This window comes from Lysobacter sp. CA199, assembly GCF_052078715.1.
In the GTDB taxonomy this organism is placed as follows: Bacteria; Pseudomonadota; Gammaproteobacteria; order Xanthomonadales; family Xanthomonadaceae; genus Lysobacter.
The window spans coordinates 119,363-143,559 of record NZ_JBQJIL010000008.1; the positions used below are offsets into that span (position 1 = coordinate 119,363).

Genomic DNA, 24,197 nt, shown 5'->3' on the forward strand with positions numbered 1-24,197 from the left:
TTTTCGAGTCCTGGCACGGGCGCGTTCGGGTAAAATCGCCGGCTTGTTCAGATAACCGGTCCGGTAACGCCATGGGTAGAGGTCCGTCGATCGAAGCACGCAAGAACGCCGAAGATGCGCGTCGCGGCAAGATCTTCACCAAGATCATCCGCGAGATCAGCGTCGCCGCGCGGCGCGGCGGCGGCGATCCCAACGGCAACCCGGCCCTGCGCACCGCGGTCGACAAGGGGCTGTCGGCGAACATGTCCAAGGACGTGATCGAGCGCGCGATCAAGAAAGCCACCGGCGCGCTGGAAGGCGTGGAATACGAAGAAGTGCGCTACGAGGGCTACGCGCCCGGCGGCGTGGCGGTGATCGTCGACTGCCTGACCGACAACAAGGTCCGCACCGTGGCCGACGTGCGCCACGCCTTTGGCAAGTTCGGCGGCAACCTGGGCACCGACGGCTCGGTGTCCTTCATGTTCGCCAAGTGCGGCGTGCTGTGGTTCGAGGCCGGCGCGGACGAGGAAAAGATCACCGAAGCGGCGATCGAAGCCGGCGCCGACGACGTGGTGGTCTATCCCGAAGACAACTCGATCGATGTGCTGACCGCGCCGGACGCCTTCGCCGCGGTCAAGGCCGCGATGGACGCCGCCGGCCTGCATCCGGCTCAGGCCGAGGTCACCTACCGCGCCGACAACAACATCGCCGTCAGCGGCGAAACCGCGCAGCAGGTGGTCAAGCTGCTGAACTGGCTGGAAGACATGGACGACGTGCAGAGCGTCTATTCCAATGCCGATCTGGGCGAGGACGCCTATGCGTGAAGGCGCGGAACAGGGAACGCAGAATGGGAGAACGGGCGCTTCGCGCCGGTTCGACGGTTCCGCCGGATGCCCGGTTCCGATGCTTTCTCGCTAAGCCCCTATCGTGATCAGAATCCTAGGCATCGACCCAGGCTCGCAACGCACCGGTGTGGGCGTGATCGACGTCGCCGCGGACGGACGTTGCACCTTCGTGCATGCGCGCGCGCTCAACCTGCTGGACGCGGAGGATTTTCCTTCACGCCTGGGGCTGCTGTGCGAGGGCCTGGAGGCGGTGCTCGACGAGTACCAGCCGAGCGAAGTCGCGATCGAAACCGTGTTCATGGACAAATCGGCGACCTCCGCGCTCAAGCTCGGCCACGCCCGCGGCGCTGCCCTGGCCACGGTGGTGCGACGCAAGATCAAGATCAGCGAGTACCCGCCGCGGGTGATCAAGCAGTCCCTGGTCGGGCGCGGCGCGGCCGACAAGCAACAGGTCCAGCACATGGTGCGGTTGTTGCTGAATCTTCCCGAAGTGAAGCTGCAGGCCGACGCCGCCGATGCGCTTGCGGTGGCCCTGACCCATGCCCACATGAGCGCTACGGCCCAGCGCACCGGCATCTCCACCCACCAACTGCGCAGGCGCGGAGCCTGAGATGGCCCGCGACAGGGCTGTTGCCGCGTCGTCCGCGGCGCGCGGGGTAGGGTTCCGCGCGCGCGACCGCGTTGTCTTGGTCGCCGGCCGGCTATTTTTCCCGCATCCCTCACCCGTCCGCCGGCGCGCTGCGCGCGGTCGGCCGCTTATTCCGTTTGGAGTGTGTCCGTGATCGGTCGTCTCAAAGGCATCCTGGTGCACAAGCAGCCGCCGTGGCTGGTGGTCGACGTGCACGGCGTGGGTTACGAGCTCGAAGCGCCGATGAGCACCTTCTACGATCTGCCCGAGCTCGGCCGCGAAGTCGCCTTGTTCACCCACTACGCGCAGAAAGAGGACAGCGTCTCGCTGTACGGCTTTCTGCGCGAAGCCGAACGGCGCCTGTTCCGCGACGTGCAGAAGGTCAGCGGCATCGGCGCCAAGATCGCCCTGGCGGTGTTGTCGGGCGTGCCGGTTGAGGAGTTCGCGCGGCTGGTGCAGACCGGCGATGTGACCGCGCTGACTCGCATTCCCGGGATCGGCAAGAAGACCGCCGAACGCATGGTGGTGGAACTGCGCGACCGCGCCGCCGACCTGGCCGGCGTGGGCGCCACTCTCGGCGGCTCCGGCGTGCCCGGCGATGCGCAAAGCGAAGCCGTGAGCGCGTTGCAGCAATTGGGATACAAACCGGTTGAAGCCGCGCGAATGGCGCGCGAGGCCACCGCCGCCGGCGACGATGCCGCCGCCATCATCCGCAAAGCGCTAAAGTCCGCGCTTCGTTGAGCCAAGGCGGGCTTCCGCCACGGAACTACGCGAAATGTCTTCCACTGTTCCTTCCCACGGTAACAACGCTCACGGCCACTCGGCCGCGAACGGCCACAACTCAGGCCATCATGGCTCCAAACAGGGGCTTCCTGGGTTGGTCGTGGGCGCTATCGGCGTGGTGTTCGGCGATATCGGCACCAGTCCGCTGTACACGCTGAAAGAGGCGTTCTCGCCGCATTTCGGCCTGACCGGCAATCACGACACGGTGCTGGGCATTTTGTCGCTGGTGTTCTGGGCGCTGATGATCGTGGTCACCATGAAGTACGTGACCATCATCATGCGCGCCGACAACGACGGCGAAGGCGGGATCATGGCGCTGATGACCCTGGCCCAGCGCACCCTGGCCAAGGGCGGGCGTTCGGCTTACGTGGTCGGCATCCTCGGCATCTTCGGCGCCTCGTTGTTCTTCGGCGACAGCGTCATCACTCCGGCGATTTCGGTGCTCGGCGCGGTCGAGGGCCTGGAAGTCGCCGCGCCCGGGCTGCATCGTTTCATCGTGCCGATCACCGTGGTGATCCTGGTGATGGTGTTTCTGGCCCAGCGCTTCGGTACCGAAAAGGTCGGCAAGGTGTTCGGGCCGATCACCATGATCTGGTTCGTGGCCCTGGCGGCGATCGGCATCCACAACATCATTCAGAGCCCGGAAGTGTTCAAGGCGCTGGATCCGCGCTGGGCCATGCGCTTCTTCATGGAGCACGGCTCGCATTCGGTGCTGATCCTCGGCGCGGTGGTGTTGGCGGTGACCGGCGGCGAAGCGTTGTACGCCGACATGGGCCACTTCGGCGCCAAACCGATCCGCTACGCCTGGTACACCATGGTGCTGCCGTGCCTGATGCTCAACTATCTGGGCCAGGGCGCGTTCGTACTGAACCATCCCGAGGCGGTGAAGAATCCGTTCTTCGAGGCGGTGCCGTCGTGGGCGCTGTATCCGATGATCGTGCTGGCGACGATGGCCGCTGTGATCGCCTCGCAGGCGGTGATCACCGGCGCGTATTCGGTCGCGCGCCAGGCCATGCAGCTGGGCTATATCCCGCGCATGCAGATCAAGCACACCTCCAGCGACACCATCGGCCAGATCTACGTGCCCTACATCAACTGGGTGCTGGCGATCACGGTGATCGGCGTGGTGTTGGCGTTCCGCAGTTCGACCGCGCTGGCCACCGCGTACGGCATCTCGGTCGCGACCACGATGCTGATCGATACATTATTGCTCGCCTTGGTCGCGCGCGCGCTGTGGCCGCGCTGGCGCAAGTGGGTGTTGCCGCTGTGCGTGGTGTTCTTCGCCGTCGACCTCGGTTTCGTCATCGCCAACGGCGCCAAGTTCTTCCAGGGCGCGTGGTTCCCGGTGGTGCTGGGCCTGGTGGTGTTCACCCTGCTGCGCACCTGGCGCCGCGGCCGCGAGCTGCTGCATGAGGAAGTGCGCAAGGAAGGCATCCAGCTCGACAGCTTCCTGCCCGGCCTGATGCTCGCGCCGCCGGCGCGCGTGCCCGGCACGGCGATCTTCATGACCGCCGACAAGGGCGTGGTGCCGCATGCGCTGCTGCACAACCTCAAGCACAACAAGGTGCTGCACGAACGCAACGTGTTCTTGACCGTGGAAACCCTCGGCGTGCCGTACGCGCCCAAGGACAAGCGGCTCAAGATCGAGGCGATCGGCAACGACTTCTATCGCGTGCTGATCCGCTTCGGCTTCATGGAAGTGCCCGACGTGCCGCTGGCGCTGATGCGCTCGTGCGACGCCGGCGGCATCTACTTCGATCCGATGGACACCACGTACTTCGCCAGCCGCGAAACCGTGGTCGCCAGCCGCCATCGCGGCATGCCGATCTGGCGCGACCGCCTGTTCGCCTTCATGCATCGCAACGCGGCGCCGGCGACCGGGTTCTTCCGGATTCCCGGCAACCGTCTGGTCGAACTGGGCGCGCAGGTCGAGATCTGACCCGTGGCGCGCGCTTCGTCGCTGCAGTGGATGGTGTACGGCCGCGCGCCGTCGCTGGACAGCTTCTGGGACGAAGAGCTCAACCTGGGCCGGGCGCCGGCGAGCGCTGAGTCGATCGCCGCCGTCGAGGCCCGGCTGGATATCGTCTTGCCGGCATGGCTGCGCCGCTTGTACGCCCGCTACGACGGCGGCGCGGTGCGGATGGCGCGGGCGGCCAGTGTGGAGGCACCCGGCGATTGGACGAAGGCCGACTGGCTGGTGCCGCGCGCGCGATTGCTGCCGCTGAGCGAGTGGTTTTCCTTCGCGCAACTGCGCGAGCGCGAGCAATATCGCGACGACGCCTACATCGCCCTGGCCGCGGACGATCGCCGCCTGATCGCCATCGCGATCGACGAGCACAACAAGACCTTGTGCCTGGATTATTCGGCCGAGGCCGAGCCGGCGATCGTATGGACCGATCATCAGCGACGTTTGCGCGAGTACGCCGATGCGGCGCGCTGGCTCGCCGATCTGGTCGATCTGCAGTTCTGGAGCCCGGCGCTGCAGGCGCGGCACGATCCGGCGCAGACGCTGCAGTGGCGGCCCGAGCCACCGAGCCTGGACACGTTCTGGAGCGGTCCGGGCTTCTGGAGCGACGCCAGCGGCGCGCCCGCGCCCGAGGATGCGATCGCCGCCGCCGAGGCCCGCCTGGGCGTGCGCCTGCCGGCGTTGCTGCGCGCGCTGTATCGGCGCCAGGACGGCGGCTACACCCGCTTCGAATGGGCGCCGCTGAGCCGCCATCCTTCGCGGCATTCCTACGATTGGGAAAGCGTCGTCCCCGATCGGTATCTCAGCTCGCTCGGCCATCTGCGCACTCTGATGGATGTGGCCAGCGATTTTCAGGACGGCACCGAGCTGTGGAGCTTCGCCCGCATGCACGCGCGCTGCGAGCAGATCGTGGTGCTGGCGATGCACAACATCAACTGGATGCTGTGTCTGGACTATCGCGAACGCGGGCCGGAGCGGGAACCGGACGTGGTGTATTTCGAATACTTCGACGAATTGACCCCGCGCTACCGCGCGCGCGACTTCGACCGCTTCTTCGCCGATCTGCGCCAGGCCGAGCTGGACTGATCGAGCCTGGCGCAAGCCCCGCGCATTTCGTCGAAGCCCCACGACCCGGATCGCGACTTCGCACGAAGTCGCTTCCCCCCTTTAAAAAAGGGGGGCTAGGGGGGATTTGCTCTCTCCAACATGCGAACATATCGGCATGAACGATCCGCGCATCATCGCCCCAGGCGCCACCCGCGAAGACGACGCCATCGAGGCCTCGATCCGGCCCAAGCGCCTGGACGAGTACCTGGGCCAGCAACCGGTGCGCGAGCAGCTCAAGATCTACATCGAGGCGGCCAAGCAGCGCGGCGAGGCCATGGATCACGTGCTGATCTTCGGCCCGCCCGGCCTGGGCAAGACCACTTTGAGCCATGTGATCGCCAACGAGCTGGGGGTCAATCTGCGCCAGACCTCGGGCCCGGTGATCGAGAAGGCCGGCGATCTGGCCGCGCTGCTGACCAATCTGCAGCCGCACGACGTGCTGTTCGTCGACGAAATCCATCGTCTCTCGCCGGTAGTCGAGGAAGTGCTGTACCCGGCGATGGAGGACTACCAGATCGACATCATGATCGGCGAGGGTCCCGCGGCCCGCTCGATCAAGCTCGACCTGCCGCCGTTCACCCTGATCGGCGCGACCACCCGCGCCGGCCTGCTGACCGCGCCGCTGCGCGACCGCTTCGGCATCGTCCAGCGGCTGGAGTTCTACAACGCCGAGGAACTGACGCGGATCGTGCGCCGTTCCGCGCAAATTCTCGGCATCGCCTGCGCGCCCGAAGGCGCCTCGGAGATCGCCCGGCGCTCGCGCGGCACCCCGCGCATCGCCAACCGCCTGCTGCGGCGCGTGCGCGACTACGCCCAGGTCCGCGCCAGCGGGGTGATCGACCGCGAAACCGCCGATGCGGCGATGGCGATGCTCAAGATCGACCCGGAGGGTTTCGACGAGCTCGACCGGCGCTTGCTGCGGATCATCATCGAGTCCTTCGACGGCGGCCCGGTCGGGGTGGAATCGCTGGCCGCCGCGCTCAGCGAGGAGCGCGGCACGCTCGAGGACGTGGTCGAGCCGTTCCTGATCCAGCAGGGTTATCTGATCCGCACCGCGCGCGGCCGCATGGCCACGCCCAAGGCCTATCGCCTGATGGGCCTGAAACCGCGCGCAGATACCGTCGGGCTGTTCGACCAGGAGCCGGAGTCGTGAGCTCGATGGCCTCGCCCGCCCCGATGTCCCGAGGGCCCCGCTCTTGATCCGCGAATCCCGAATCCCGAATCCCGAATCCCGGCTATTCAGTTGGCCGACACGCGTGTATTGGGAAGATACCGACGCTGGCGGAGTGGTGTATCACGCCCAGTACCTGGCGTTTCTGGAGCGCGCGCGGACCGAATGGGTGCGCGCGCTGGGTTACGGTCAGGACGGTTTGCGCCGCGATCATGGGCTGTTGTTCGTGGTCGCCGGGATGCAGATCGGCTTCCTCAAGCCGGCGCGGCTGGACGATGCGCTGGAGGTCACGGTGGAGCTGCGGAACTGCCGCCGCGCCAGCCTGATCTTCGCGCAGACCGTGCGCCGCGGCGGGGAACAGCTGATCAGCGCGCAGGTCCGGGTCGCCGCGGTGGATGCCGAACATTGGCGTCCATGCGCGATTCCCCCGCAACTGCTGGCGCAACTGCAGGCGCAGCAAACGCCCGGCGACGGCGCCTGATCGGGCCGGCAGCCCGTACACCCCGCTTCACGAACATCGCCGGTTTCACAGACATCGCCGGCTTCACGAACAGCGTTGTAAAACCCACCACCAAGCAATAACCCCTCCACACCCCGCGGCTCCTTGACTCCCCACGGACCGCGCAGCCCCACCACTGGCCCGCGCATCGGGCTACGGAGAAACAAAGCATGACGTCATCGCTGATCGCGCTTCTGGCCACGACTGTGCAAGCCCTGCCGGAGGAAGCCGCCCAGGCCGTGACGCAAGGCGCCGCGGCGGCCGGCAACGCCCCCGCCGCCTTCAATCTGTGGGATCTGGTGATCAAGGCCAGCCTCCCAGTGCAGTTCATCATGCTGCTGCTGGTGATCGCCTCGATCACCTCGTGGATCATCATCTTCCGCAAATGGAAGGTGATCCGCCGGACCAAGGCCGAGGCCGACCATTTCGAAGAACGTTTCTGGTCGGGCGCCGAGCTGTCCAAGCTCTACGCCGGCACCACCGAGCGCGCGCGTTCGATCGGCGGCCTGGAAGCGATCTTCGAAGCCGGCTTCCGCGAGTTCAACCGCATCCGCCAGCGCCGCGGCGTCGACGCCCGCGCCCAGCTCGAAGGCGCCCAGCGCGCGATGCGCGCGACCGGCTCGCGCGAGATCGACGGGCTCGAACACAATCTGGAACTGCTGGCCAACATCGGTTCGACCTCGCCCTACATCGGCCTGGTCGGCACCGTGTTCGGCATCATGGTGACCATGCATTCGCTGGTTTCGGCCTCCAAGCAGGTCGGCATCGCCGATGTCGCTCCGGGCATCTCCGAAGCGCTGCTGGCCACCGCGATGGGCCTGTTCGTGGCGATCCCGGCGGTGTGGGCCTACAACCGCTTCGCCACCAGCGTGGAGCGTCTGGCCGTGCGCTACGACGCGTTCTCGGAAGAATTCTCCTCGATCCTGCAGCGGCAGGCGCACCTGGACGAGTGATGCGGCCCGCGCCGACCACTCCGCATAGCCCGCGCCCCGCGCGACCGCCGCATCCGCAGCGGCGCCCGCGCCCCGCGTAACCAGAGGAATCGCCATGTCCGGCACCATCCGCCGCCCGCGCAAACGCAAGCTCAAGTCCGAGATCAACGTCGTGCCCTACATCGACGTGATGTTGGTGCTGCTGATCATCTTCATGGTGACCGCGCCCCTGCTCACCCTGGGCGTGGACGTCGAGCTGCCCAAATCCAACGCCAGATCGATCGAGACCAAGAACGATCCGGTGGTGGTGCAGATCGACGACAAGGGCAATTACTTCCTCGTGGTCAAGGCCGGCAAGAAAGAAGCGGTCAGCGCGGAAACGCTCGCGACCAAGGTCGGCGCCCTGGTCAAGCAGAACGATAAAGAGAAGCTGCAGGTCTACATCGCCGGCGACGGCCGCTCCAACTACCAGCCGATCATGGATGCGATGAACATCCTGCAGAACGCCGGGGTGGAGAAGGTGGGCCTGATGAGCCAGCCCGAGAAGAGCGCCAGGCAATGAGGGAAAACCGCGCCGATACGGTGCAAGCCGTGATCCTGGCCGTGCTGCTGCACGGCCTGCTGGTCGCGGCGTTGATCCTGAGCGTGCTGTTCAACTGGAACAGCGGCCAGGTCTCGGCCGCCGGTTCTCCGTTGTCCTCGGAACTGACCGACGTCAGCGATTTGTCGGCAGCGATGCAGCGCACCCTGCGCACCAAGGTCAAGCCGGTCGATCCGTTGCCGCAGCCCGAGCCGGAAGACGCCACGCCGCTGCCGCAGCCGATCGAAGAGCCCAAGCCGCAAGACGCGCCCGTGCCGCAGCAGCAGGCGCCGCAGGATTTCATCGCGGTGCCCGACGACACCTCCCAGGAACAAGTGGTCGATACGCCCACGCCGAACCGCGCCGAGGAACAGGAGGTGCAGGACGCCAAGGCGCGCCAGGAACAGGTCGATCTGACCGAGCAGGAACGGCAGGAAGAGGCGCAGCAGCAGAAGCGCCTGGCCGAGCAGCAGGAAAAGCTCAAGGAACTGGAAAAGATCCGCGCCGAACGCGCCAAGCTGCAGCGCCAGAGCGATCTGGCCGAGCAGAAGCTGCAACAGATCGCCGATTCGCGCGCCGCCACCGCCAGCCAGAACGCAGCGGCGGCCACGCCCGCGCCGGCCGGCAACCAAGGCGTCGACGCTGGCTTGGCCGCGCGTTATGCCGCCGCCCTGCAGGCCGCGATCGTGCAGAAATGGACGCGCCCGGACTCGGTGCCGCTCGGCGCCGGCTGCCGGCTCAACATCCGCCAGTTGCCCGGCGGCAGCGTGATCGCGGTGGAAGTGGTCGAGCCCTGCGGCTACGACGAACAAGGCAGGCGCTCGATCGAAGCTGCGGTGCTCAAGGCCCAGCCTTTGCCTTACGCCGGCTTCGAGAAGGTGTTTTCGCGCAATCTCAACGTGAATTTCAGAGCCGAGGATCGCTGATGACCGCGCGCGCGACCACCGCCGCCCTGAGTCTGGCGCTGCTGACCGTTCTGACGGCCGTGCCGGCCGCCGTCGCGCAGCGCAACCAACAGATCGGCCTGGACTGCCAGTCCGAACCCCAGCGCTGCATGCCGGAAAACCAACTGCGCTATTACCAGGAGCTGCGCGACAGCATCCTGCAGCAATGGCACCCGCCCGCCAGCGTCGCCGGCGACAGTTTCTGCGCCCTGGACCTGCGCCAGGTGCCCGGCGGCAAACTGATCGCCGTGCAGGTAGCCGAACCCTGCGATCTGGACGCAGCCGGCCGCAGCTTGCTGCTCGCCGCCGCCAAGGCCGCCAGCCCGCTGCCGTACACCGGCTACGAACAAGTGTTCCGGCCGCAGTTGCGCCTGAGCCTGCGCGCGCAGGATCCCGATTCGGCCGAGGACAGCCGCCCCAAACGCTGGTGGAGACGTCTGCGCGAGCGCTGAGATCCGCCCGGCCGTCGGATGGCGGCGTTGTGCCAAAACCGGCCCAGGGGCGGATTTTCGCCTCCGATCCACGCCATTGACGACCGTTTGCCCCTTCCGGGGAGCCGCAAATGCAAATTGACGCCAGGTTTTGAGCCCACGTTCACTCAACACCGTTAACAATGCCGAACCTGAACAAACCCCCGTTGAACCCCACGGAGTGCCGATGAAACGACCCCTGCGCTGGCTGGCCTCGATGCTGGCTCTCCTGCTTCCCTTCGCCGCCGTGGCCCAGCAGCAAGGGTTGGAGATCGACATCGTCGGCGGCAACGCCTCGGCCACTCCGATCGCGGTGGTGCCGATGCCGTACCAGGGCGCCGCCGCGGCCCCGCCGACCGACATCGCCGAAGTGGTTCGCAACGATCTCAATCGTTCCGGCCAATTCCGCGGCCTGCCGGTCGAGCAAATGACCGCCAAGCCGACCCGCGGCAGCGAGATCAGCTATCCGGATTGGCGCGCGCTCAACCAGGACTATATCGTCGTGGGCCGTGTCGCCGACGCCGGCGCCGGCAGCTACCGGGTCGAATACGAGCTGTTCGACGTGGCCAAGCAGCAGCGTCTGCTCGGCTTCGCCATGACCGCGCGCTCCAACGCGATGCGCGATGTGGCGCACCAGATTGCCGACGCGGTGTACGAGAAGATCACCGGGGTGCGCGGTGCGTTCTTCACTCGGATCGCTTACGTGACCGCCACTGGCGTGGGCCGCGGCAGCAATTTCGCGCTCATGGTCGCCGACTCGGACGGTTTCAATCCGCAGACCGTGGTGCGCTCGCCCGAGCCGCTGGTTTCGCCCTCGTGGAGCCCGGACGGCAACAAGCTGGCATATGTCAGCTTCGAAGGCGGCAATTCCTCGATCTACATCCAGAACATCGGCACCGGCAGCCGCGAGCTGATCGCCAAGTTCCGCGGCATCAACGGCGCGCCGGCGTTCTCGCCCGACGGCCGCCGCCTGGCCCTGACCCTGTCGCGCAGCGGCAACCCGGAGATCTACGTGATGGACCTGGGCAGCAAGGCGCTGACCCAGCTGACCAACCACTTCGCGATCGACACCGAGCCGACCTGGTCGGCCGACGCCAGCAAGATCTATTTCACCTCCGACCGCGGCGGCAAGCCGCAGATCTACCAGGTCGCCGCCAGCGGCGGCAGCGCCAGCCGGGTGACCTTCCAGGGCAGCTACAACGCCAGCGCCGACGTGTCCTTCGACGGCAAGAAGATCGTCACCGCGCAGGGCGCCGGCAGCACCTACCGGATCGCGATGATGGATTCCAGCCTCGGCTCGCCGCGCTGGACCACTTTGTCGCCGGGTTCGCTGGACGAGTCGCCCAGCTTTGCACCGAATGCCTCCATGATCATTTATGCTGCGCGCGAAGGACGCCGTGGCGTGCTGTATGCCGTTTCCGCCGATGCCCGGGTGCGCCAGCGCCTGGTGCTCGCCGACGGCGACGTGCGCGAACCGGCCTGGGGACCGTACCGGCTGCCGCGCTGACGCGCCGGCCGACCCCACGCGCGGATCGCGCCCACAGCCTGCTGCACACCCCCGAACGACTCCTGCCCCACGTTACAACTGACGAGGAATACCCATGAACAACGCTGCCCGCATCCTGCTCACCGCCGTGCTCTGCACCGCGGCCGTCGCCTGCTCCAAGAAGGTCAAGGAAGTCGCGCCGACCGACACCACCGGCCCGTCCACCAGCACTCCGAGCGGCGAAACCGGCCCGGTCGCCTCCGGCGCCTATGGCCCGAACGATCTCGACACCGACGCCTGCCTGCGTCAGCGCGTGGTCTACTTCGATCTGGACCAGGATTCGCTGAAGCCGGAATTCCAGGCCATCGTCGGCTGCCACGCCAAGTACCTGCGCGACCGTCCGTCCTCGCGCATGACCCTGGAAGGCAACGCCGACGAGCGCGGCAGCCGCGAGTACAACTTCGGTCTCGGCGAGCGCCGCGGCCAGGCCGTGTCCTCGGCGATCCAGGCCAACGGCGGCTCGGGCAGCCAGATCACCGTGACTTCCTACGGCGAAGAGCGTCCGGTCTGCACCGACTCCAACGAAGACTGCTGGGCCAAGAACCGTCGCGTCGAGATCGTCTACACCGCCAAGTAATCGGCGAGTAGCGCAACTCCACGCAGACAAAAGGCTTATCAGCGATGCGTAAATTCGCACTAGCCTTAGCGATCGTGGCGGCCGTAACGGCCGCCACGCCCGCTTTTGCCCAGCGCACCAGTTTGGCCGACCGCGTCGCGGTGCTCGAACAGCGCGCTTCGGACAATCAGGCCAATCTCGACCTGCTCAATCAGGTCAATCAGCTCAAGACCGAGATGCAGGCCCTGCGCTCGCAGATCGAAGAGCTGCAGCAACTCAACAAGCAACTGCAAGACAGCAGCAAGGCGCAGTACCTGGACACCGACAACCGCCTCAACCGCCTCGAAAGCGGTGGCGGCGCGGTCGCTCCGGCCGGCGCCGGTCCGCAGGCGTCGGCGCCCAAGGCTCCGACACCGCCGCCGGTCAAGGACACCCCGCCGGCGGTGCACGGCGACGCCGGTCTGATCGCCCAGGGCAGCGACGAGCGCGCCGCCTACGACACCGCCTTCGGCGCGCTCAAGTCCGGCCAGTACGCCGAATCGGCGCGGCTGTTCCAGGAGTTCCTGGCCGCGCACCCCAGCGGGGCCTATGCGCCGAACGCGCTGTACTGGCTCGGCGAAAGCTATTACGTCACCCAGAATTACCAGCTCGCGCAGGAGCAGTTCCAGGCGCTGCTCGATCGCTACCCGACCCACGACAAGGCCGCCGGGGCTTTGTTGAAAGTCGGTCTGGCCCAGTTCGGCCTGAAACAGGTCGAAGCCGCCGAGCGCACGCTCGCCGACGTCGCCACCCGCTACCCCGGCACCGACGCCGCCCGCACAGCCTCCGATCGCCTCAATGCGATCCAGCTGAGCCGGCTGCGCAACTGAGATCCCGATGAACGCCGTTACCTCGCAGACGGCCGCCGCGCCGTCCGAGCGCCTGCGGCTGACCGAAATCTTCCTGTCGCTGCAAGGCGAATCCAACTCGATCGGCTGGCCGACCGTGTTCGTGCGCCTGACCGGCTGCCCGCTGCGTTGCCAGTACTGCGACACCGCCTACGCCTTCCACGGCGGGGAGTGGTGGGAGTTCGACGCGATCCTGGCCGAGGTCGCCAAGCATGGCGCGCGCCACGTCTGCGTGACCGGCGGCGAGCCGCTGGCGCAGAAGCGCTGCATCCAACTGCTGCAAAAGCTCTGCGACGCCGGTTATGAAGTCTCGCTGGAAACCTCCGGCGCGATCGACATCGGCCCGGTCGATTCGCGCGTGTCGCGCGTACTCGACATCAAGACCCCCGATTCGCTGGAAGCCCACCGCAACCTGTGGAGCAACCTGCCGCTGCTGACGCCGCGCGACCAGATCAAGTTCGTGATCTGCAGCCGAGCCGACTACGAGTGGTCCAAGGGCATCGTCGCCGAGCACGGCCTGACCGCGGTCTGCGACGTGCTGTTCTCGCCGAGCTTCACCCAGATCAAACCCAGCGACCTGGCCGACTGGATCGTCGCCGACCGGCTGCCGGTGCGCTTCCAGTTGCAGTTGCACAAGATTCTTTGGAACGACGAGCCCGGCAGATGAGGCGATCACGTTTTTTGCTCGTCATCCCCGCGCAGGCGGGGATCCAGGGCCTTATCGCGACAGAACTCTGAAGTCTCTGGATTCCCGCCTTCGCGGGAATGACGAGCAAAAGCATTAACCGCTTCGCTTTCCCGATCCCCGATCCCGAGCTGCACATCATGAAAAAAGCCGTCGTTCTGGTCTCCGGAGGCATGGACTCCGCCGTCGTCATCGCCATCGCGCGCGAGCAGGGCTTCGCCGTGCACGCGCTGAGCGTGCGCTACGGCCAGCGCCATACCTCCGAACTCGACGCCGCCGCGCGCGTCGCCGTCAGCCTCGGCGCGGTCGCGCACAAGACCGTCAGCGTCGACCTGCGCAGCATCGGCGGCTCAGCGCTGACCGACGAGACCATCGCGGTGCCGCTCGACGACGACGGCCACGCCATCGGCACCGCCGCGGCCAAGGACGACATCCCGGTCACCTACGTGCCCGCGCGCAACACGATCATGCTGTCGATCGCCCTGGGCTGGGCCGAAGTGCTCGGCGCCAACGACATCTTCTGCGGCGTCAACGCGGTCGACTATTCCGGCTACCCCGACTGCCGCCCCGAGTTCGTGGAAGCCTTCGAACGCCTGGCCAACCTGGCGACCAAGGCCGGCGTGGAAGGCGCCGGACTGCGCGTGCAGGCCCCGCTGCAGTTCATGAGCAAGGCCGACATCGTCCGCGAAGGCCTGCGCCTGGGCGTGGATTTCGCCGAAACCGTCTCGTGCTACCAGGCCGACGACGGCGGCCGCGCCTGCCGCCACTGCGACGCCTGCCGTCTGCGCGCGGAAGGCTTCACCGCCGCCGGCGTGGCCGACCCGACCCGTTACATCTGAGCCGTTACGTCTAAGGCCGCGGGCCATCGCGCCGGCCCGGCTTGCGCCGGGTCTGAACATGTTCGCGTGGGGGCCTGACTCAGCGGCGCAGGCTTTGCTAGAATATCCGGCCCGGCGCAACGCCTGGGCTCACGACGCGGTCCGCAAGGATGCCGTCGGCAACACAATCTGGGTCGTTAGCTCAGTCGGTAGAGCAGAAGACTTTTAATCTTTTGGTCGAAGGTTCGAATCCTTCACGACCCACCAGATAAAACAGGCACTTAGGGCGAACCCTAAGTGCCTTTTTTCTTGTCCCGGGAAAATTCCCGGAAAATTCGCGCTCGACGGCAGGTTCCACGACGGGGATTTCATGGTCGTACCGCTGTCGCATTTGCGTCGACCTGTGCCCACCCGACGCCTTGTCCACTGAATCGGTGATGCCTCGCTGCTTGAGTCCGTGGAATGTGAAGCGCTGGTCTTCAGTGATGACCTTGGCTTCCACTGCGGCATCCATCAACCGTTGCCGCGCGCTAATCCCGTTGAAGACGCTTGGCGATTTGTTGTTGCAGGGTTTCGCTCATGGGGTTACTTCGGGCAATAAGAGGCCGAGCCCGGCCGGTCGACTGTGCGCGATGGCATTAGGTGGCGAGGCGTCGCGAGCGACGCGGAGAGCTAGCGGGCGCTACGCTCAGTCATTGGCTGCATCCATGAGCGCTAGTTCCATCTGGTGAACAATGGTTCGCATCAGCACATTGCGAGCGAGCGGCAATTGCACGTCGGGATTCGGGCAGGCCGATGGGGAGGTGATACGAACCGCGATCAAGTCGGCAACCCAGCTATGGCCGCATAGGTCGTTGGTGCATCGAAATGTGACCTCGCGATAGGTCGCGGTCATTTCCCGACTTGAGCGCACAGAAACCATGGCGCGCGCAACGATTTATTGGTACTCATATCGACGCCCAATGACGGGCGAAGATGGGAGTCGACATGAAAGTCACACGAAAGGTGCCGCGTTTGATCGCGCTCGCGGCGTTCTGTTGCGGCGCAGCACTCTCGCTGAGTGCGTTCGCCGATGGTCCCGCTAATCCCTGGGAAGTCTGCCAAAACCGTTGCGAAGTGACCTACTTCGCATGCAGTAAACCCAGCGCTACGTGCGTGGCTGAATACAACGCTTGCAAGCGGCGTTGCGGCATTCCTCCTTAGTCGCAGCGCGCAAGCCCGATTAAGCTGGGGCCCGCGGGGGCATTTCGTCCCCGCGGACTTTCAAGGACAAGCGAGTGAATGCCGAGTTGGCTGTACGGGAATTGCCTTAGAGCGCCTGCTGCAGGAACTAGGCTGCCGTAGTGGAATGACGCGCTAACGGTGTATGCAAGAGTGGCTACGCGCTGGAAGTATGGGCCTCAAGTTCAAGCGCGGTTGAAAATCCGTTATCGCCGGTCATCGTGTGCGTGGTCTTCGCGATCAACCAGGGCGTGCCGTCGATTTCCGATTTGAATCCTCGCACCCGCACGTGTTGTTCGGGATACAGCTCCAGGCGTGCAAGCGCCAGTGTGTAGGACAGCGTAGTCGCCCCGCGCTGCACGCGCGCCCATTCCGCATCCGCCTGTTCGCGCGCCTCGGCTTCGTTGGCGAACGTCTCGCGCAGCCGCTTGGCGTCACTGCGCAGGTCTTTCGCCAGGGTGGAGCAATGGATGATCGCCAATTTTACGTCGCTGTCTCAGCCGCAAGGATGCGCTGATAGCATTGCGAAAGATCCGCCATTAACGAGAGCCGCCGTTGTCCGACATAGCCCCCCAGTTCGCGTCAAGCCCCGGTCGCGCGGGCGAAGTGTTCCGTGTTTTCTTCCGCCTGGGCCTGACATCGTTCGGTGGGCCGATTGCGCACCTGGCTTACTTTCGCGAAGAGTTCGTCACTCGGCGCGGTTGGCTGGACGACGCCCGCTTCGCGCAGTTGCTATCGGTGTGTCAGTTTTTACCGGGGCCGGGCAGTAGTCAGATGGGATTTGCGATCGGCCTGTTCCGTGGCGGTTGGCTTGGCGCCCTGGCGGCTTTTATTGCCTTCACGTTGCCGTCGGCGTTACTGATGTTCGGCTTCGCCACGTTGGCGCCGTATCTGGGGCAAGGTCTCGGCGCCGCGGCTGTGCACGGTCTGAAGCTGGTCGCGGTGGTCGTGGTCGCGCACGGTCTGCTCGGCATGGTGCGGCAACTGGCACCGGATGCGCCGCGTGCACTGATAGCCGTCGGCGCGGTCGCTCTGATCGTGCTGACAGGTAACGCCTGGATGCAATTGATCGCAATCGCGCTTGGAGGCATCTTCGGGTTGTGGCTGTGCCGTCATGTGACGGCGCCGAAGGTTGCGGTCTTTCCCATTCCCTACGGCCATCGATACGGCGTCGCGTTTCTGCTTCTCTTTCTGGTTGGCATGGCAGGCGCGTTGATGTGGCAGTCGACGACGGCGCCAACCCTTGGAGGACTGGCGGCTGCGTTCTATCAGGCTGGGGCATTGGTGTTCGGCGGCGGCCACGTGGTCTTGCCGATGTTGCAGCAGTCGGTAGTCGATCCAGGCTGGGTCGACGCGGACCGATTCCTCGCGGGATACGGGGCGGCCCAAGCGATGCCGGGACCGATGTTTTCCCTGGCCGCTTTCGTTGGGGCAGAAGTGCCGTTGGGCGTGCCGGCTGCGGTGGGCGCGACAATCGCGGTGTTCGCCCTGTTTCTACCGGGCTTCCTGCTCTTATTGGCGGTGCTGCCCATGTGGGGGAGCTTGGTGCGGCGCCCTTGGGCTGCCAGTGCGATGGCCGGGATAAATGCCGCCGTCGTCGGCTTGCTGATCGCGGCGTTCTACGATCCAGTTTGGTCCGAAGGTGTGCGCGGCCCGGCCGACTTCGCCACGGCCGTGATCGGATTTGCGCTGTTGGCGACCCTGCGGATCTCGGCGCTATGGATCGTGCTGTGGTGCGTGGCTGCGTCCTTGGCGACGAGCGTGATGCTTTGAGCCGGTGGGCAAGTCGGCCTTAACGCGCGCAGGCCGCTCTTTTTTACGAGGTCGCGATATCGGGTCCGTGGCCATACCTGCGCGCACGAAGGTTCCAAGGCGGCCAGAAACAAAAAAGGAGGCGCAGCGCGCCTCCCACAATCAATTTATACAACGCAGGGGGGCTTGCGGCAAGGGCCGGGGCATGCGGCAGCATCGCCAGTCTGTCGAGTGGCAGGAAACCGGAGTGATGTGATGACCGATCCGCAGACGTACTACCACGGCACCAAAGCCGATCTGAAGGCGGGCGACCTGATCGAACCGGGCTTTGTCTCCAACTACGGCAAGAGGAAACAGGCGGCGTTCGTTTACCTGAGCGCCACGCTGGACGCGGCCGTCTGGGGCGCCGAGCTGGCCGTCGGCGATGGGCCCGGCAGAATCTATGTGGTGGAACCGACCGGCGCCATCGAAGACGATCCGAATCTGACGGACAAGAAATTTCCGGGAAACCCCACCCGGTCGTACCGTTCTCGCAGCCCGTTTCGCGTCATCGACGAGATCGTCGATTGGCAGAGGCACTCCGCCGAACGGCTCGAAGAAATGCGCGCTCACCTCGAGAGCCTCAGGCAGCGTGGTGTCGAGGCGATCGAAGAATGAGGGTGCTTCGCCGGGGATCCGAGGACTCATCCAAGCCGTCGCCGCTTCCAGATGATGAGCTGTGGCGCCGCGCTCATCCGTGGCCGTGATCCGGTTACTGGCGAAGTCGTCGTCTGCCCGAAGATAGGCAATTAGCGTCGTTCCAAGTGGCTATCCTTGCGCCTGCGCCATCGGCTACTCTCGGTTGTCGTCGCCCTGCGGGGCTATCCAGGGACGGCGTGTCGAACCGTCCGGCCTGGGCTTGACGGCATTCGCACAAAGCCGCTGAACGCACATGCCGCGCGACACGCTCGCAATGGGACAGATGCACGGCGCGCACCCGATTTTCACGCCGGATAGGCAGCGCGAACGAGCGATCGATCGCGATTGAACATCGACGCGCGCCTCGGAAAATCGATCGTCGATGGCAATCACGTTCGTCGCTCGAAGGCGCGGCGCAACATCGATCGCGCGTCGCCCGCGCGGCGTGACTCGTCCGCGGGCCGGCGCGATCTTGCGACGATCGAATCAGCCATCGTCGATCAGCAGTTCTCGAAGTTGACCTCCCCTAGAAACGTCAACGCCTACTTCAAGGAGAACACCAATGAATTCGGACCTTCGTCGCCGCGGCGCGCGCCGTGCGCGCATGCTCGCCTTCGTCAGCGCTTGTGCGTTGCTGGCAACGCCCATCCTGGCTCAGGCCAGTTCGTGCCACTTCTACATCAATTCCGACGGCACCGTGCAGGTTGGATTTCCGCAGACTGCCGCGCTTCCGGGTGTGGTCGCCTGCGATATCAGCGGCATCACCCGCGCCGCCATCGGGGTCTACAGGGTCACCGTGCGTAACGGCTACAGCAACGGCGAATACCGCACGACCTTGTGCGATGCGACGGTCTCGCACAGTGGCTCAGGCTCGGCCAGCGTGAAGTTGTGGCCAGAGCCCAAGCCTTCGCCGGCCGGCGTCGAAGGCGATCAGGCCGTGTGGACGGTGCGCACCGCCGGCGCCGCGCTCGGATTGCTGCAGACCGCGGTGGATCGCGACTTCCTCTTCAGTTGTCAGTCGCGCTGAAGCCGACCGTACCGATGCCGATGGCGCCGATGTTCTTGGCGCCATTGCGGCCATGCGCGTCGGGTTTCCGGCGGCGCATGGCTGCGGCGGGCACGTGCGGCGGTCCGTCATCGGTTGGGCTCGTGGCGAATGGCGCAGCACTCCATTAGCTGTTCGCAGGTCAAAATAGGGACGCACATGACACGAGCGGTACGCTGGTTCTGAACCGTATCGGTCCTTTTTACGAAAAACCGGGTCCCGCGTCAGGGGACTTCCTGCGATCCAATTCAGGTGCCGGGCCGCCGGCCAATCCAGCGCGCGATGAGGTATTGGTCGAGAAGTACCGGGCTAAATTGTCGGGCGCGCTCGCTTTTTGACCCCGCGGGTAACGGCTCAGTGGCCCGGCGGCGTGGCGAACGGCGGGGATTCGTGGCCGGAATGACACTCGTCACTCGACAGCCACAGGGGCGAGGCAGACAGTTCTCCCAGAACTGGAGCCGGCCCATGCAAAGACGCGTTATCGCAAGCGGAGTACTCGGCGCATTGTGTCTGGTCGGCTCGGCCGCCGCGCAGGAGGCGAAACCGGTGCCGGCGGAGGTCGCGTTTCAATGGAACCTGAGGATTCCGCTGCGCGACGGGGTGAATCTCAGCGCGATCCGGTATCGGCCGCAGGGTCAGAAGACCGGCACGCCCTGCATTTTCGCGTTGACTCCGTACACGGCTCAGCGCAATCACGAACGCGCGATGTATTTCGCCCGTCACGGTTACACCTATTACGCCGTCGACGTGCGTGGCCGCGGCAACTCCGAAGGCGAATTCACGCCGATGCTGCAGGAGGCCAGGGACGGTCACGACGTTGCCGAATGGCTGGCGCAACAGGGCGAATGCAACGGCAAGATCGCGATGAGCGGCGGTTCGTACGGCGGGTACAGCCAGTGGGCCGTGGCGAAAGAACTGCCGCCACACTTGGTCACCATCATCCCGGTGGCGTCGGTCGGGCCCGGCATCGATTTCCCGATCCTCAACAACATCCCGTACACCTACAACATGCAGTGGCTGACTTTCGTCAGCGGCCATGCCTCGCAGGACCGGATTTTCGCCGACGGTGCGTTCTGGGCGGAGCAGTATCGGCGCTGGTACGAGGCGCATGCGCCGTTCAAGGAACTCGACAGCTACATCGGCAACCCATCGCCGACCTTCCAGGGTTGGTTAGGACATCCGGAACAGGATGCCTACTGGGACAGTTATCGGCCTTCGCCCGAGCAGTACGCGAAGATGACCGCGCCGATCCTGAGCATCACTGGTCATTACGACGGCGATCAGCCCGGCGCGATGAACTATTACCAGGAACACATGCGCTATGGCAGCGACCGCGCCAAGGCCGCGCACTATCTGATCATCGGTCCGTGGGATCACGCCGGTACCAATGTTCCGCAGGCGGAGATGGGTGGGCTCAAGTTCGCGCCGGCCTCGGTGGTCGACATGCCCTCCTTGCATACCGCGTGGTACGACTGGATCCTGAAACAGGGCAAGAAACCCGAGTTCCTGAAGGACAAGGTCGCCTTCTACATGGTCGGCGAGGAGGCCTGGCGTTACGCGCCGTCGCTGCCCGCGGTCACGGCGAGCACCCAGGCCTGGTATCTGGATTCGCAGGGCGGCCGCGCCAACGACGTATTCGAAGCCGGGCAACTGCGCGCTGCGCCGCCGGCATCGAGCGCGCCGGACCGGTACGTCTACGATCCGCTCGACACCAGCCCGCTGCAATACGAAAACCGGCCGGAGGTGTTCGCGCTGACCTATTCCTTCATCACCGATCAGCGCATCACGCAGTTGTCGTCGGGCAAGCAGTTGGTCTATCACACGCCTGCGTTGGAACGCGATACCGATATCGCCGGCTTCTTCAAGTTGTCGGCGTACATCGCGCTGGACCAGCCGGATACCGATTTCGCGGTGAACATTTACGAGGTCAAATCCGACGGCAGCACGGTGTTCCTGACGCAGGAATACAAGCGTGCGCGTTACCGCGAGAGCCTGCGCAAGCCGGTCTTGGTCACTGCGGGGGCGGTGGAGCGTTACGACTTCGACCGTTTCAATTTCACCGCGCGGCGCCTGAGCCAGGGCAGCCGTCTGCGTCTGGTGATCGCGCCGCTCAACACCATGACGATGCAGAAGAACTACAACAGCGGCGGCGTCGTCGCGCAGGAATCGGGCAAGGACGCGCGCCGGGTCGAGGTGACGCTGTATCACGATGCGCAGCGCCCCAGCGCCTTGTACGTGCCGATCGCGGTGAAGTCTTCAGTGGCCGGGAAATAGCGCCGTCCTCTCGGAGCTCGCGCTCCGTATCCGGGCGTTGAGCCGCAGCGCGCTTGCGGGCCCGACTGGGCGAGGCGATGTATCGACCCCGGGGCCGGGCAGGCGAGTGGCCGTGTCGTTTCCGCTTGCGCTCGGCGCACCACTGCCGCTAGGGTTCCAGGGACGCTGCACTCCGCAATCAAGGACGATGGACATGAGCAAGAAGAAACCCGATCAGATCCGCATGGCCGTGGGCCTGCTGTATCTTGCGCTCGCGCTGGGCCTCATGGGGCCGTTCATCGATGACTCTTTCCGGCGCATTCCCGGCATCGCCATATTGATTTCCGCGTTGACCGCGGTTTTCACGGTCGTGCTGATCGAATTCATCTCCATCGGGCGGAACTGGGCCCGTATGGTCTACTTTGGCCTCACCATCCTCGGGCTGCCATTCTCGTTCATGTCCTTGTATCGGCACCTGGCGGGCGATGAGTATCTGTTGGTGGCATCCGCTGTGGTCCAACTGGTCGCGCACGGTATCGCGTTCTACTGGGTGTTCATCGGGCCGGCGAAGTGGTGGTTCAAGCCGGTCGAACGCAAGCCCGACCGCGAAGCTGTCCCATAAGGCGGCGTCGAGTCCGCTTGCTACGCTTCGCAAGCGGCTCAGCCGTCACGGCACGAAGCACAGGCTCGTCGCCGCCATTTACTAGAGAAGGGATATGTCTGGAACTATCGGGTTCGTGCTGTTCGGCGCATTCTGCGGCTTAGGCAGCCTCGTGCTCATGGCGCTGTCTGCACGAATCCGTGCTGCGACCCATGGATGTGCGGCGCTTCCACATCCTCGCTCACGACTATGGCGACACGGTGGCGCAAGTTTCAGTGGAGCGTCTCCGGCCAACTGATCCACGTACCCACGCCGGAGGGGAGCGGCGAGCTGGTCAGGATCGCATTCCTGAGGCGTGCCGGCACCCAGGTCGTGTCCGGTAACGGGAAGGCCGCCCAGGCGTGGTCGTTGATTTGCACGCCCGCTACGTGGCCGTCGAACACCAGAGTGATCGTGGACAAGAGCGAGTCGGGGGGCAGCGCGATGGCCGTTTCCGCCAGCGGTTGCTGGCTGTACATGTCGTCGGCCAGCGACCAACCGGCGGCAGGGGGGGCGTACCACTGTGCCAGCAGCACGATGGGAGACGGCGCGTCTGCGGCTTCGGGATCGCGCGACAGCGTCAGCAGCAGCACCCGATGCGCAGAAGTTGGTTGCGAGACAAACGACCACTCGATCAGGGTTTCGCGGTCGTCCAGGGTGAATTGCTTGACCTGCGCGTCCAGCTTGAACATGCGGGCCGAGGTGAATCTCCTCAGCCGTGCTTCGGTAAAGATCAGGTCGTGCACCCGCATGGGATTGGTAGCGGCGGGAGTCGCGCTGTTGTCGTCGTGCAGCATATCGACTTCGCAGCGCCCGCCGAACGGCGAATCGCCGATCGTATTGGGAGAGTGGACGCCGTCGCAGAAGTCGTTATCGGCGCAGGCGGGTTGGGCGAACAACAAGACACAAAGCGCGATCGGGCATAGGAAACGCATGAGTAACCTCCTTGTGGCGAGCGGAAGGCGGTGACGGCCCGCGGTGGGCGGCTCCAAGCGGCGAGGCCTGAAGCCGCCGACGGCTGGCGTCGATCTAGCACCGATCAGGGATCGACATAGCTCACGGTAAACTGGATGTTGTTGGCGAGCAGATCGGGGATCTGCGGCTGGAGATAGAACAGCGGACCGGTGGTGACCTGGGGCAGATTATTCAGCCCCGCGTAGGTGGTGGTGATGGCGGGAGCGGTCTGATTGCTCGGGCAGGCGGGGGTGATCGGGTTGGGATTGCCGAAGGGCGGGTAGAACAGGTTGTTGCACTCCGCCGGACTGGTGAAGCCACCCAGGCTGGAGAAGGTGAGCGATCCGAAATTCGGATACACACGCGGAATGGACTCCACGCCGACCCGCCCGGAGGTGGAAAGGATCGACGCGCCGTTTTTCGTGATCTTGAAGCGCCACTGCGACGCCGCGCTGCCGCTGTTCGGGAAGGTCGTACCGAAGTTGACGATGTCGAACTGATAGGTGCCGGCGCCGGCACCGCTCACCGACATATTGTTGATCGCCAGACCGATGACGTCGCCGGCGCGCAGTATGTAGCTGGAACTGATGTATTGATTGGCGCCCGTGCTCATCCGCCACCACGCGCGGTAGCTGACAACGCCGTTGTTGCAGACGGTTTCCAGTCCGGTGGCTTGTGGCGCGTGGACTGCGACGTTGCCATTGAGACCCACCAGGGCCGAGAAGGAGGCGCCGGCGGCGGGGCAGCGGACTGCGCTTGGGACGCGGAAGTAGGCGAAGATCGAATTCACCCGATGGGTGGAGTCTCCCGCGTACTGGCCGGCCCAACTGGACAGTATCGGTGAGGCGGCGATCGCGACGGGCTTGGCTTGACTGGCGGGAACGAACCCCAGGCCGGCAAGACAGGCGAGGGCGAGCAGGTTGCGTGCGGACACGAGTGTCATGAGAGTTCCTTTGTGCAGGGCGGTGACCGGTGACGACGGCATCCTGCCGATCATCCTGGCCGAGTCGGTGCAATGCCTTCCATGGCCGTCATGCAGGCACACGCAATGCGAAAGAAAAAAGGATCACCGACCCTGTCGGACTGCTCAGTTCCGATGGGCTTCGAGCCGGATGCGGGGGCTCTCCCGGCTCCGAACCGGCTGTCGGAGCCGGGACGCCGCGGCGGCCCGGGCCCTGGTTAGCCCCTCGGTAGCCAGTGCGAGCTCGCAGGAGCCCTCATGAGGCCATCGACAGGATCTGGACCGGGATTGGGTTGG

General features: G+C 65.3%; 25 protein-coding genes and 1 tRNA gene. 22 read left to right on the plus strand and 4 right to left on the minus strand.

Annotated elements, in window-relative coordinates:
* Window positions 1-71 precede the first annotated feature (71 nt).
* From ACTOWJ_RS15605 to ACTOWJ_RS15685, 17 genes are all read left to right on the plus strand, one after another.
* On the plus strand, window positions 72-803 hold the full coding sequence (locus ACTOWJ_RS15605) for a YebC/PmpR family DNA-binding transcriptional regulator (RefSeq protein WP_441335550.1): 732 nt from the start codon (window positions 72-74) through the stop codon (window positions 801-803).
* Window positions 804-906: 103 nt separating this feature from the next.
* Window positions 907-1,434, plus strand: coding sequence for a crossover junction endodeoxyribonuclease RuvC (gene ruvC / locus ACTOWJ_RS15610; protein WP_441335551.1), 528 nt, complete (start codon window positions 907-909; stop codon window positions 1,432-1,434).
* A 168-nt stretch (window positions 1,435-1,602) separates the two neighbouring features.
* Entirely contained in the window at window positions 1,603-2,193 is a 591-nt protein-coding gene (ruvA, locus tag ACTOWJ_RS15615; protein WP_441335552.1) for a Holliday junction branch migration protein RuvA, read from the plus strand.
* Window positions 2,194-2,227: 34 nt separating this feature from the next.
* Entirely contained in the window at window positions 2,228-4,174 is a 1,947-nt protein-coding gene (locus ACTOWJ_RS15620) for a potassium transporter Kup (protein ID WP_441335553.1), read from the plus strand.
* A 30-nt stretch (window positions 4,175-4,204) separates the two neighbouring features.
* Entirely contained in the window at window positions 4,205-5,287 is a 1,083-nt protein-coding gene (locus ACTOWJ_RS15625; RefSeq protein WP_441335784.1) for an SMI1/KNR4 family protein, read from the plus strand.
* 136 nt (window positions 5,288-5,423) lie between these two features.
* Window positions 5,424-6,461 (plus strand): Holliday junction branch migration DNA helicase RuvB, encoded by a 1,038-nt coding sequence (gene ruvB / locus ACTOWJ_RS15630; protein WP_441335554.1) that lies wholly within the window; start codon window positions 5,424-5,426, stop codon window positions 6,459-6,461.
* 43 nt (window positions 6,462-6,504) lie between these two features.
* On the plus strand, window positions 6,505-6,960 hold the full coding sequence (gene ybgC / locus ACTOWJ_RS15635) for a tol-pal system-associated acyl-CoA thioesterase (protein ID WP_441335555.1): 456 nt from the start codon (window positions 6,505-6,507) through the stop codon (window positions 6,958-6,960).
* A gap of 188 nt (window positions 6,961-7,148) precedes the next feature.
* Window positions 7,149-7,931 carry a protein TolQ gene (tolQ, locus tag ACTOWJ_RS15640; protein WP_441335556.1) on the plus strand — a complete coding sequence of 261 codons (783 nt, stop codon included), beginning with the start codon at window positions 7,149-7,151 and terminating at the stop codon, window positions 7,929-7,931.
* Between the two features lie 94 nt (window positions 7,932-8,025).
* The gene (gene tolR / locus ACTOWJ_RS15645) at window positions 8,026-8,472 is read left to right on the plus strand and encodes a protein TolR (protein WP_441335557.1); all 447 of its coding nucleotides are present in this window, start codon (window positions 8,026-8,028) and stop codon (window positions 8,470-8,472) included.
* Window positions 8,469-9,416, plus strand: a complete 948-nt coding sequence (tolA, locus tag ACTOWJ_RS15650) for a cell envelope integrity protein TolA (protein WP_441335558.1) — start codon at window positions 8,469-8,471, stop codon at window positions 9,414-9,416. Before tolR ends, tolA begins: the two co-directional genes overlap by 4 nt.
* Entirely contained in the window at window positions 9,416-9,886 is a 471-nt protein-coding gene (locus tag ACTOWJ_RS15655) for a hypothetical protein (RefSeq protein WP_441335559.1), read from the plus strand. The genes tolA and ACTOWJ_RS15655 overlap by 1 nt, the downstream gene beginning before the upstream one ends.
* A 205-nt stretch (window positions 9,887-10,091) precedes the next feature.
* The gene (gene tolB, locus ACTOWJ_RS15660; RefSeq protein WP_441335560.1) at window positions 10,092-11,411 is read left to right on the plus strand and encodes a Tol-Pal system beta propeller repeat protein TolB; all 1,320 of its coding nucleotides are present in this window, start codon (window positions 10,092-10,094) and stop codon (window positions 11,409-11,411) included.
* A gap of 94 nt (window positions 11,412-11,505) precedes the next feature.
* Window positions 11,506-12,027 carry a peptidoglycan-associated lipoprotein Pal gene (pal, locus tag ACTOWJ_RS15665; protein WP_441335561.1) on the plus strand — a complete coding sequence of 174 codons (522 nt, stop codon included), beginning with the start codon at window positions 11,506-11,508 and terminating at the stop codon, window positions 12,025-12,027.
* Between the two features lie 44 nt (window positions 12,028-12,071).
* The gene (gene ybgF / locus ACTOWJ_RS15670) at window positions 12,072-12,875 is read left to right on the plus strand and encodes a tol-pal system protein YbgF (protein ID WP_441335562.1); all 804 of its coding nucleotides are present in this window, start codon (window positions 12,072-12,074) and stop codon (window positions 12,873-12,875) included.
* Window positions 12,876-12,882: 7 nt separating this feature from the next.
* The gene (gene queE / locus ACTOWJ_RS15675) at window positions 12,883-13,560 is read left to right on the plus strand and encodes a 7-carboxy-7-deazaguanine synthase QueE (RefSeq protein WP_441335563.1); all 678 of its coding nucleotides are present in this window, start codon (window positions 12,883-12,885) and stop codon (window positions 13,558-13,560) included.
* 158 nt (window positions 13,561-13,718) lie between these two features.
* Complete coding sequence (gene queC / locus ACTOWJ_RS15680) at window positions 13,719-14,417, plus strand: 7-cyano-7-deazaguanine synthase QueC (RefSeq protein WP_441335564.1); 699 nt, start codon at window positions 13,719-13,721, stop codon at window positions 14,415-14,417.
* A 170-nt stretch (window positions 14,418-14,587) separates the two neighbouring features.
* A tRNA-Lys gene (locus tag ACTOWJ_RS15685) sits at window positions 14,588-14,663 on the plus strand.
* A 421-nt stretch (window positions 14,664-15,084) separates the two neighbouring features.
* Here ACTOWJ_RS15685 and ACTOWJ_RS15690 read toward each other — a convergent pair.
* Window positions 15,085-15,318, minus strand: a complete 234-nt coding sequence (locus ACTOWJ_RS15690; protein ID WP_441335565.1) for an ogr/Delta-like zinc finger family protein — start codon at window positions 15,316-15,318, stop codon at window positions 15,085-15,087.
* A 456-nt stretch (window positions 15,319-15,774) separates the two neighbouring features.
* Complete coding sequence (locus ACTOWJ_RS15695) at window positions 15,775-16,098, minus strand: hypothetical protein (protein ID WP_441335566.1); 324 nt, start codon at window positions 16,096-16,098, stop codon at window positions 15,775-15,777.
* Between the two features lie 74 nt (window positions 16,099-16,172).
* Here ACTOWJ_RS15695 and chrA point away from each other — a divergent pair, with 74 nt between their 5' ends.
* The 5 genes from chrA (at window position 16,173) to ACTOWJ_RS15720 (ending at window position 21,967) form a co-directional block, all read left to right on the plus strand.
* The gene (gene chrA / locus ACTOWJ_RS15700) at window positions 16,173-17,390 is read left to right on the plus strand and encodes a chromate efflux transporter (protein WP_441335567.1); all 1,218 of its coding nucleotides are present in this window, start codon (window positions 16,173-16,175) and stop codon (window positions 17,388-17,390) included.
* Window positions 17,391-17,624: 234 nt separating this feature from the next.
* Window positions 17,625-18,026, plus strand: a complete 402-nt coding sequence (gene arr, locus ACTOWJ_RS15705; protein WP_441335568.1) for an NAD(+)--rifampin ADP-ribosyltransferase — start codon at window positions 17,625-17,627, stop codon at window positions 18,024-18,026.
* A 583-nt stretch (window positions 18,027-18,609) separates the two neighbouring features.
* Window positions 18,610-19,074 (plus strand): hypothetical protein, encoded by a 465-nt coding sequence (locus tag ACTOWJ_RS15710; protein ID WP_441335569.1) that lies wholly within the window; start codon window positions 18,610-18,612, stop codon window positions 19,072-19,074.
* 483 nt (window positions 19,075-19,557) lie between these two features.
* A complete protein-coding gene (locus ACTOWJ_RS15715) occupies window positions 19,558-21,366 on the plus strand; it encodes a CocE/NonD family hydrolase (protein WP_441335570.1) in 1,809 nt (602 codons plus the stop codon).
* 193 nt (window positions 21,367-21,559) lie between these two features.
* The gene (locus ACTOWJ_RS15720; RefSeq protein WP_441335571.1) at window positions 21,560-21,967 is read left to right on the plus strand and encodes a hypothetical protein; all 408 of its coding nucleotides are present in this window, start codon (window positions 21,560-21,562) and stop codon (window positions 21,965-21,967) included.
* A gap of 251 nt (window positions 21,968-22,218) precedes the next feature.
* Here the strand turns inward: ACTOWJ_RS15720 and ACTOWJ_RS15725 are convergent, their stop codons facing one another.
* Window positions 22,219-22,920 carry a hypothetical protein gene (locus ACTOWJ_RS15725; RefSeq protein WP_441335572.1) on the minus strand — a complete coding sequence of 234 codons (702 nt, stop codon included), beginning with the start codon at window positions 22,918-22,920 and terminating at the stop codon, window positions 22,219-22,221.
* A 104-nt stretch (window positions 22,921-23,024) separates the two neighbouring features.
* Window positions 23,025-23,882 (minus strand): G1 family glutamic endopeptidase, encoded by an 858-nt coding sequence (locus tag ACTOWJ_RS15730; RefSeq protein ID WP_441335573.1) that lies wholly within the window; start codon window positions 23,880-23,882, stop codon window positions 23,025-23,027.
* Window positions 23,883-24,197: the final 315 nt, after the last annotated feature.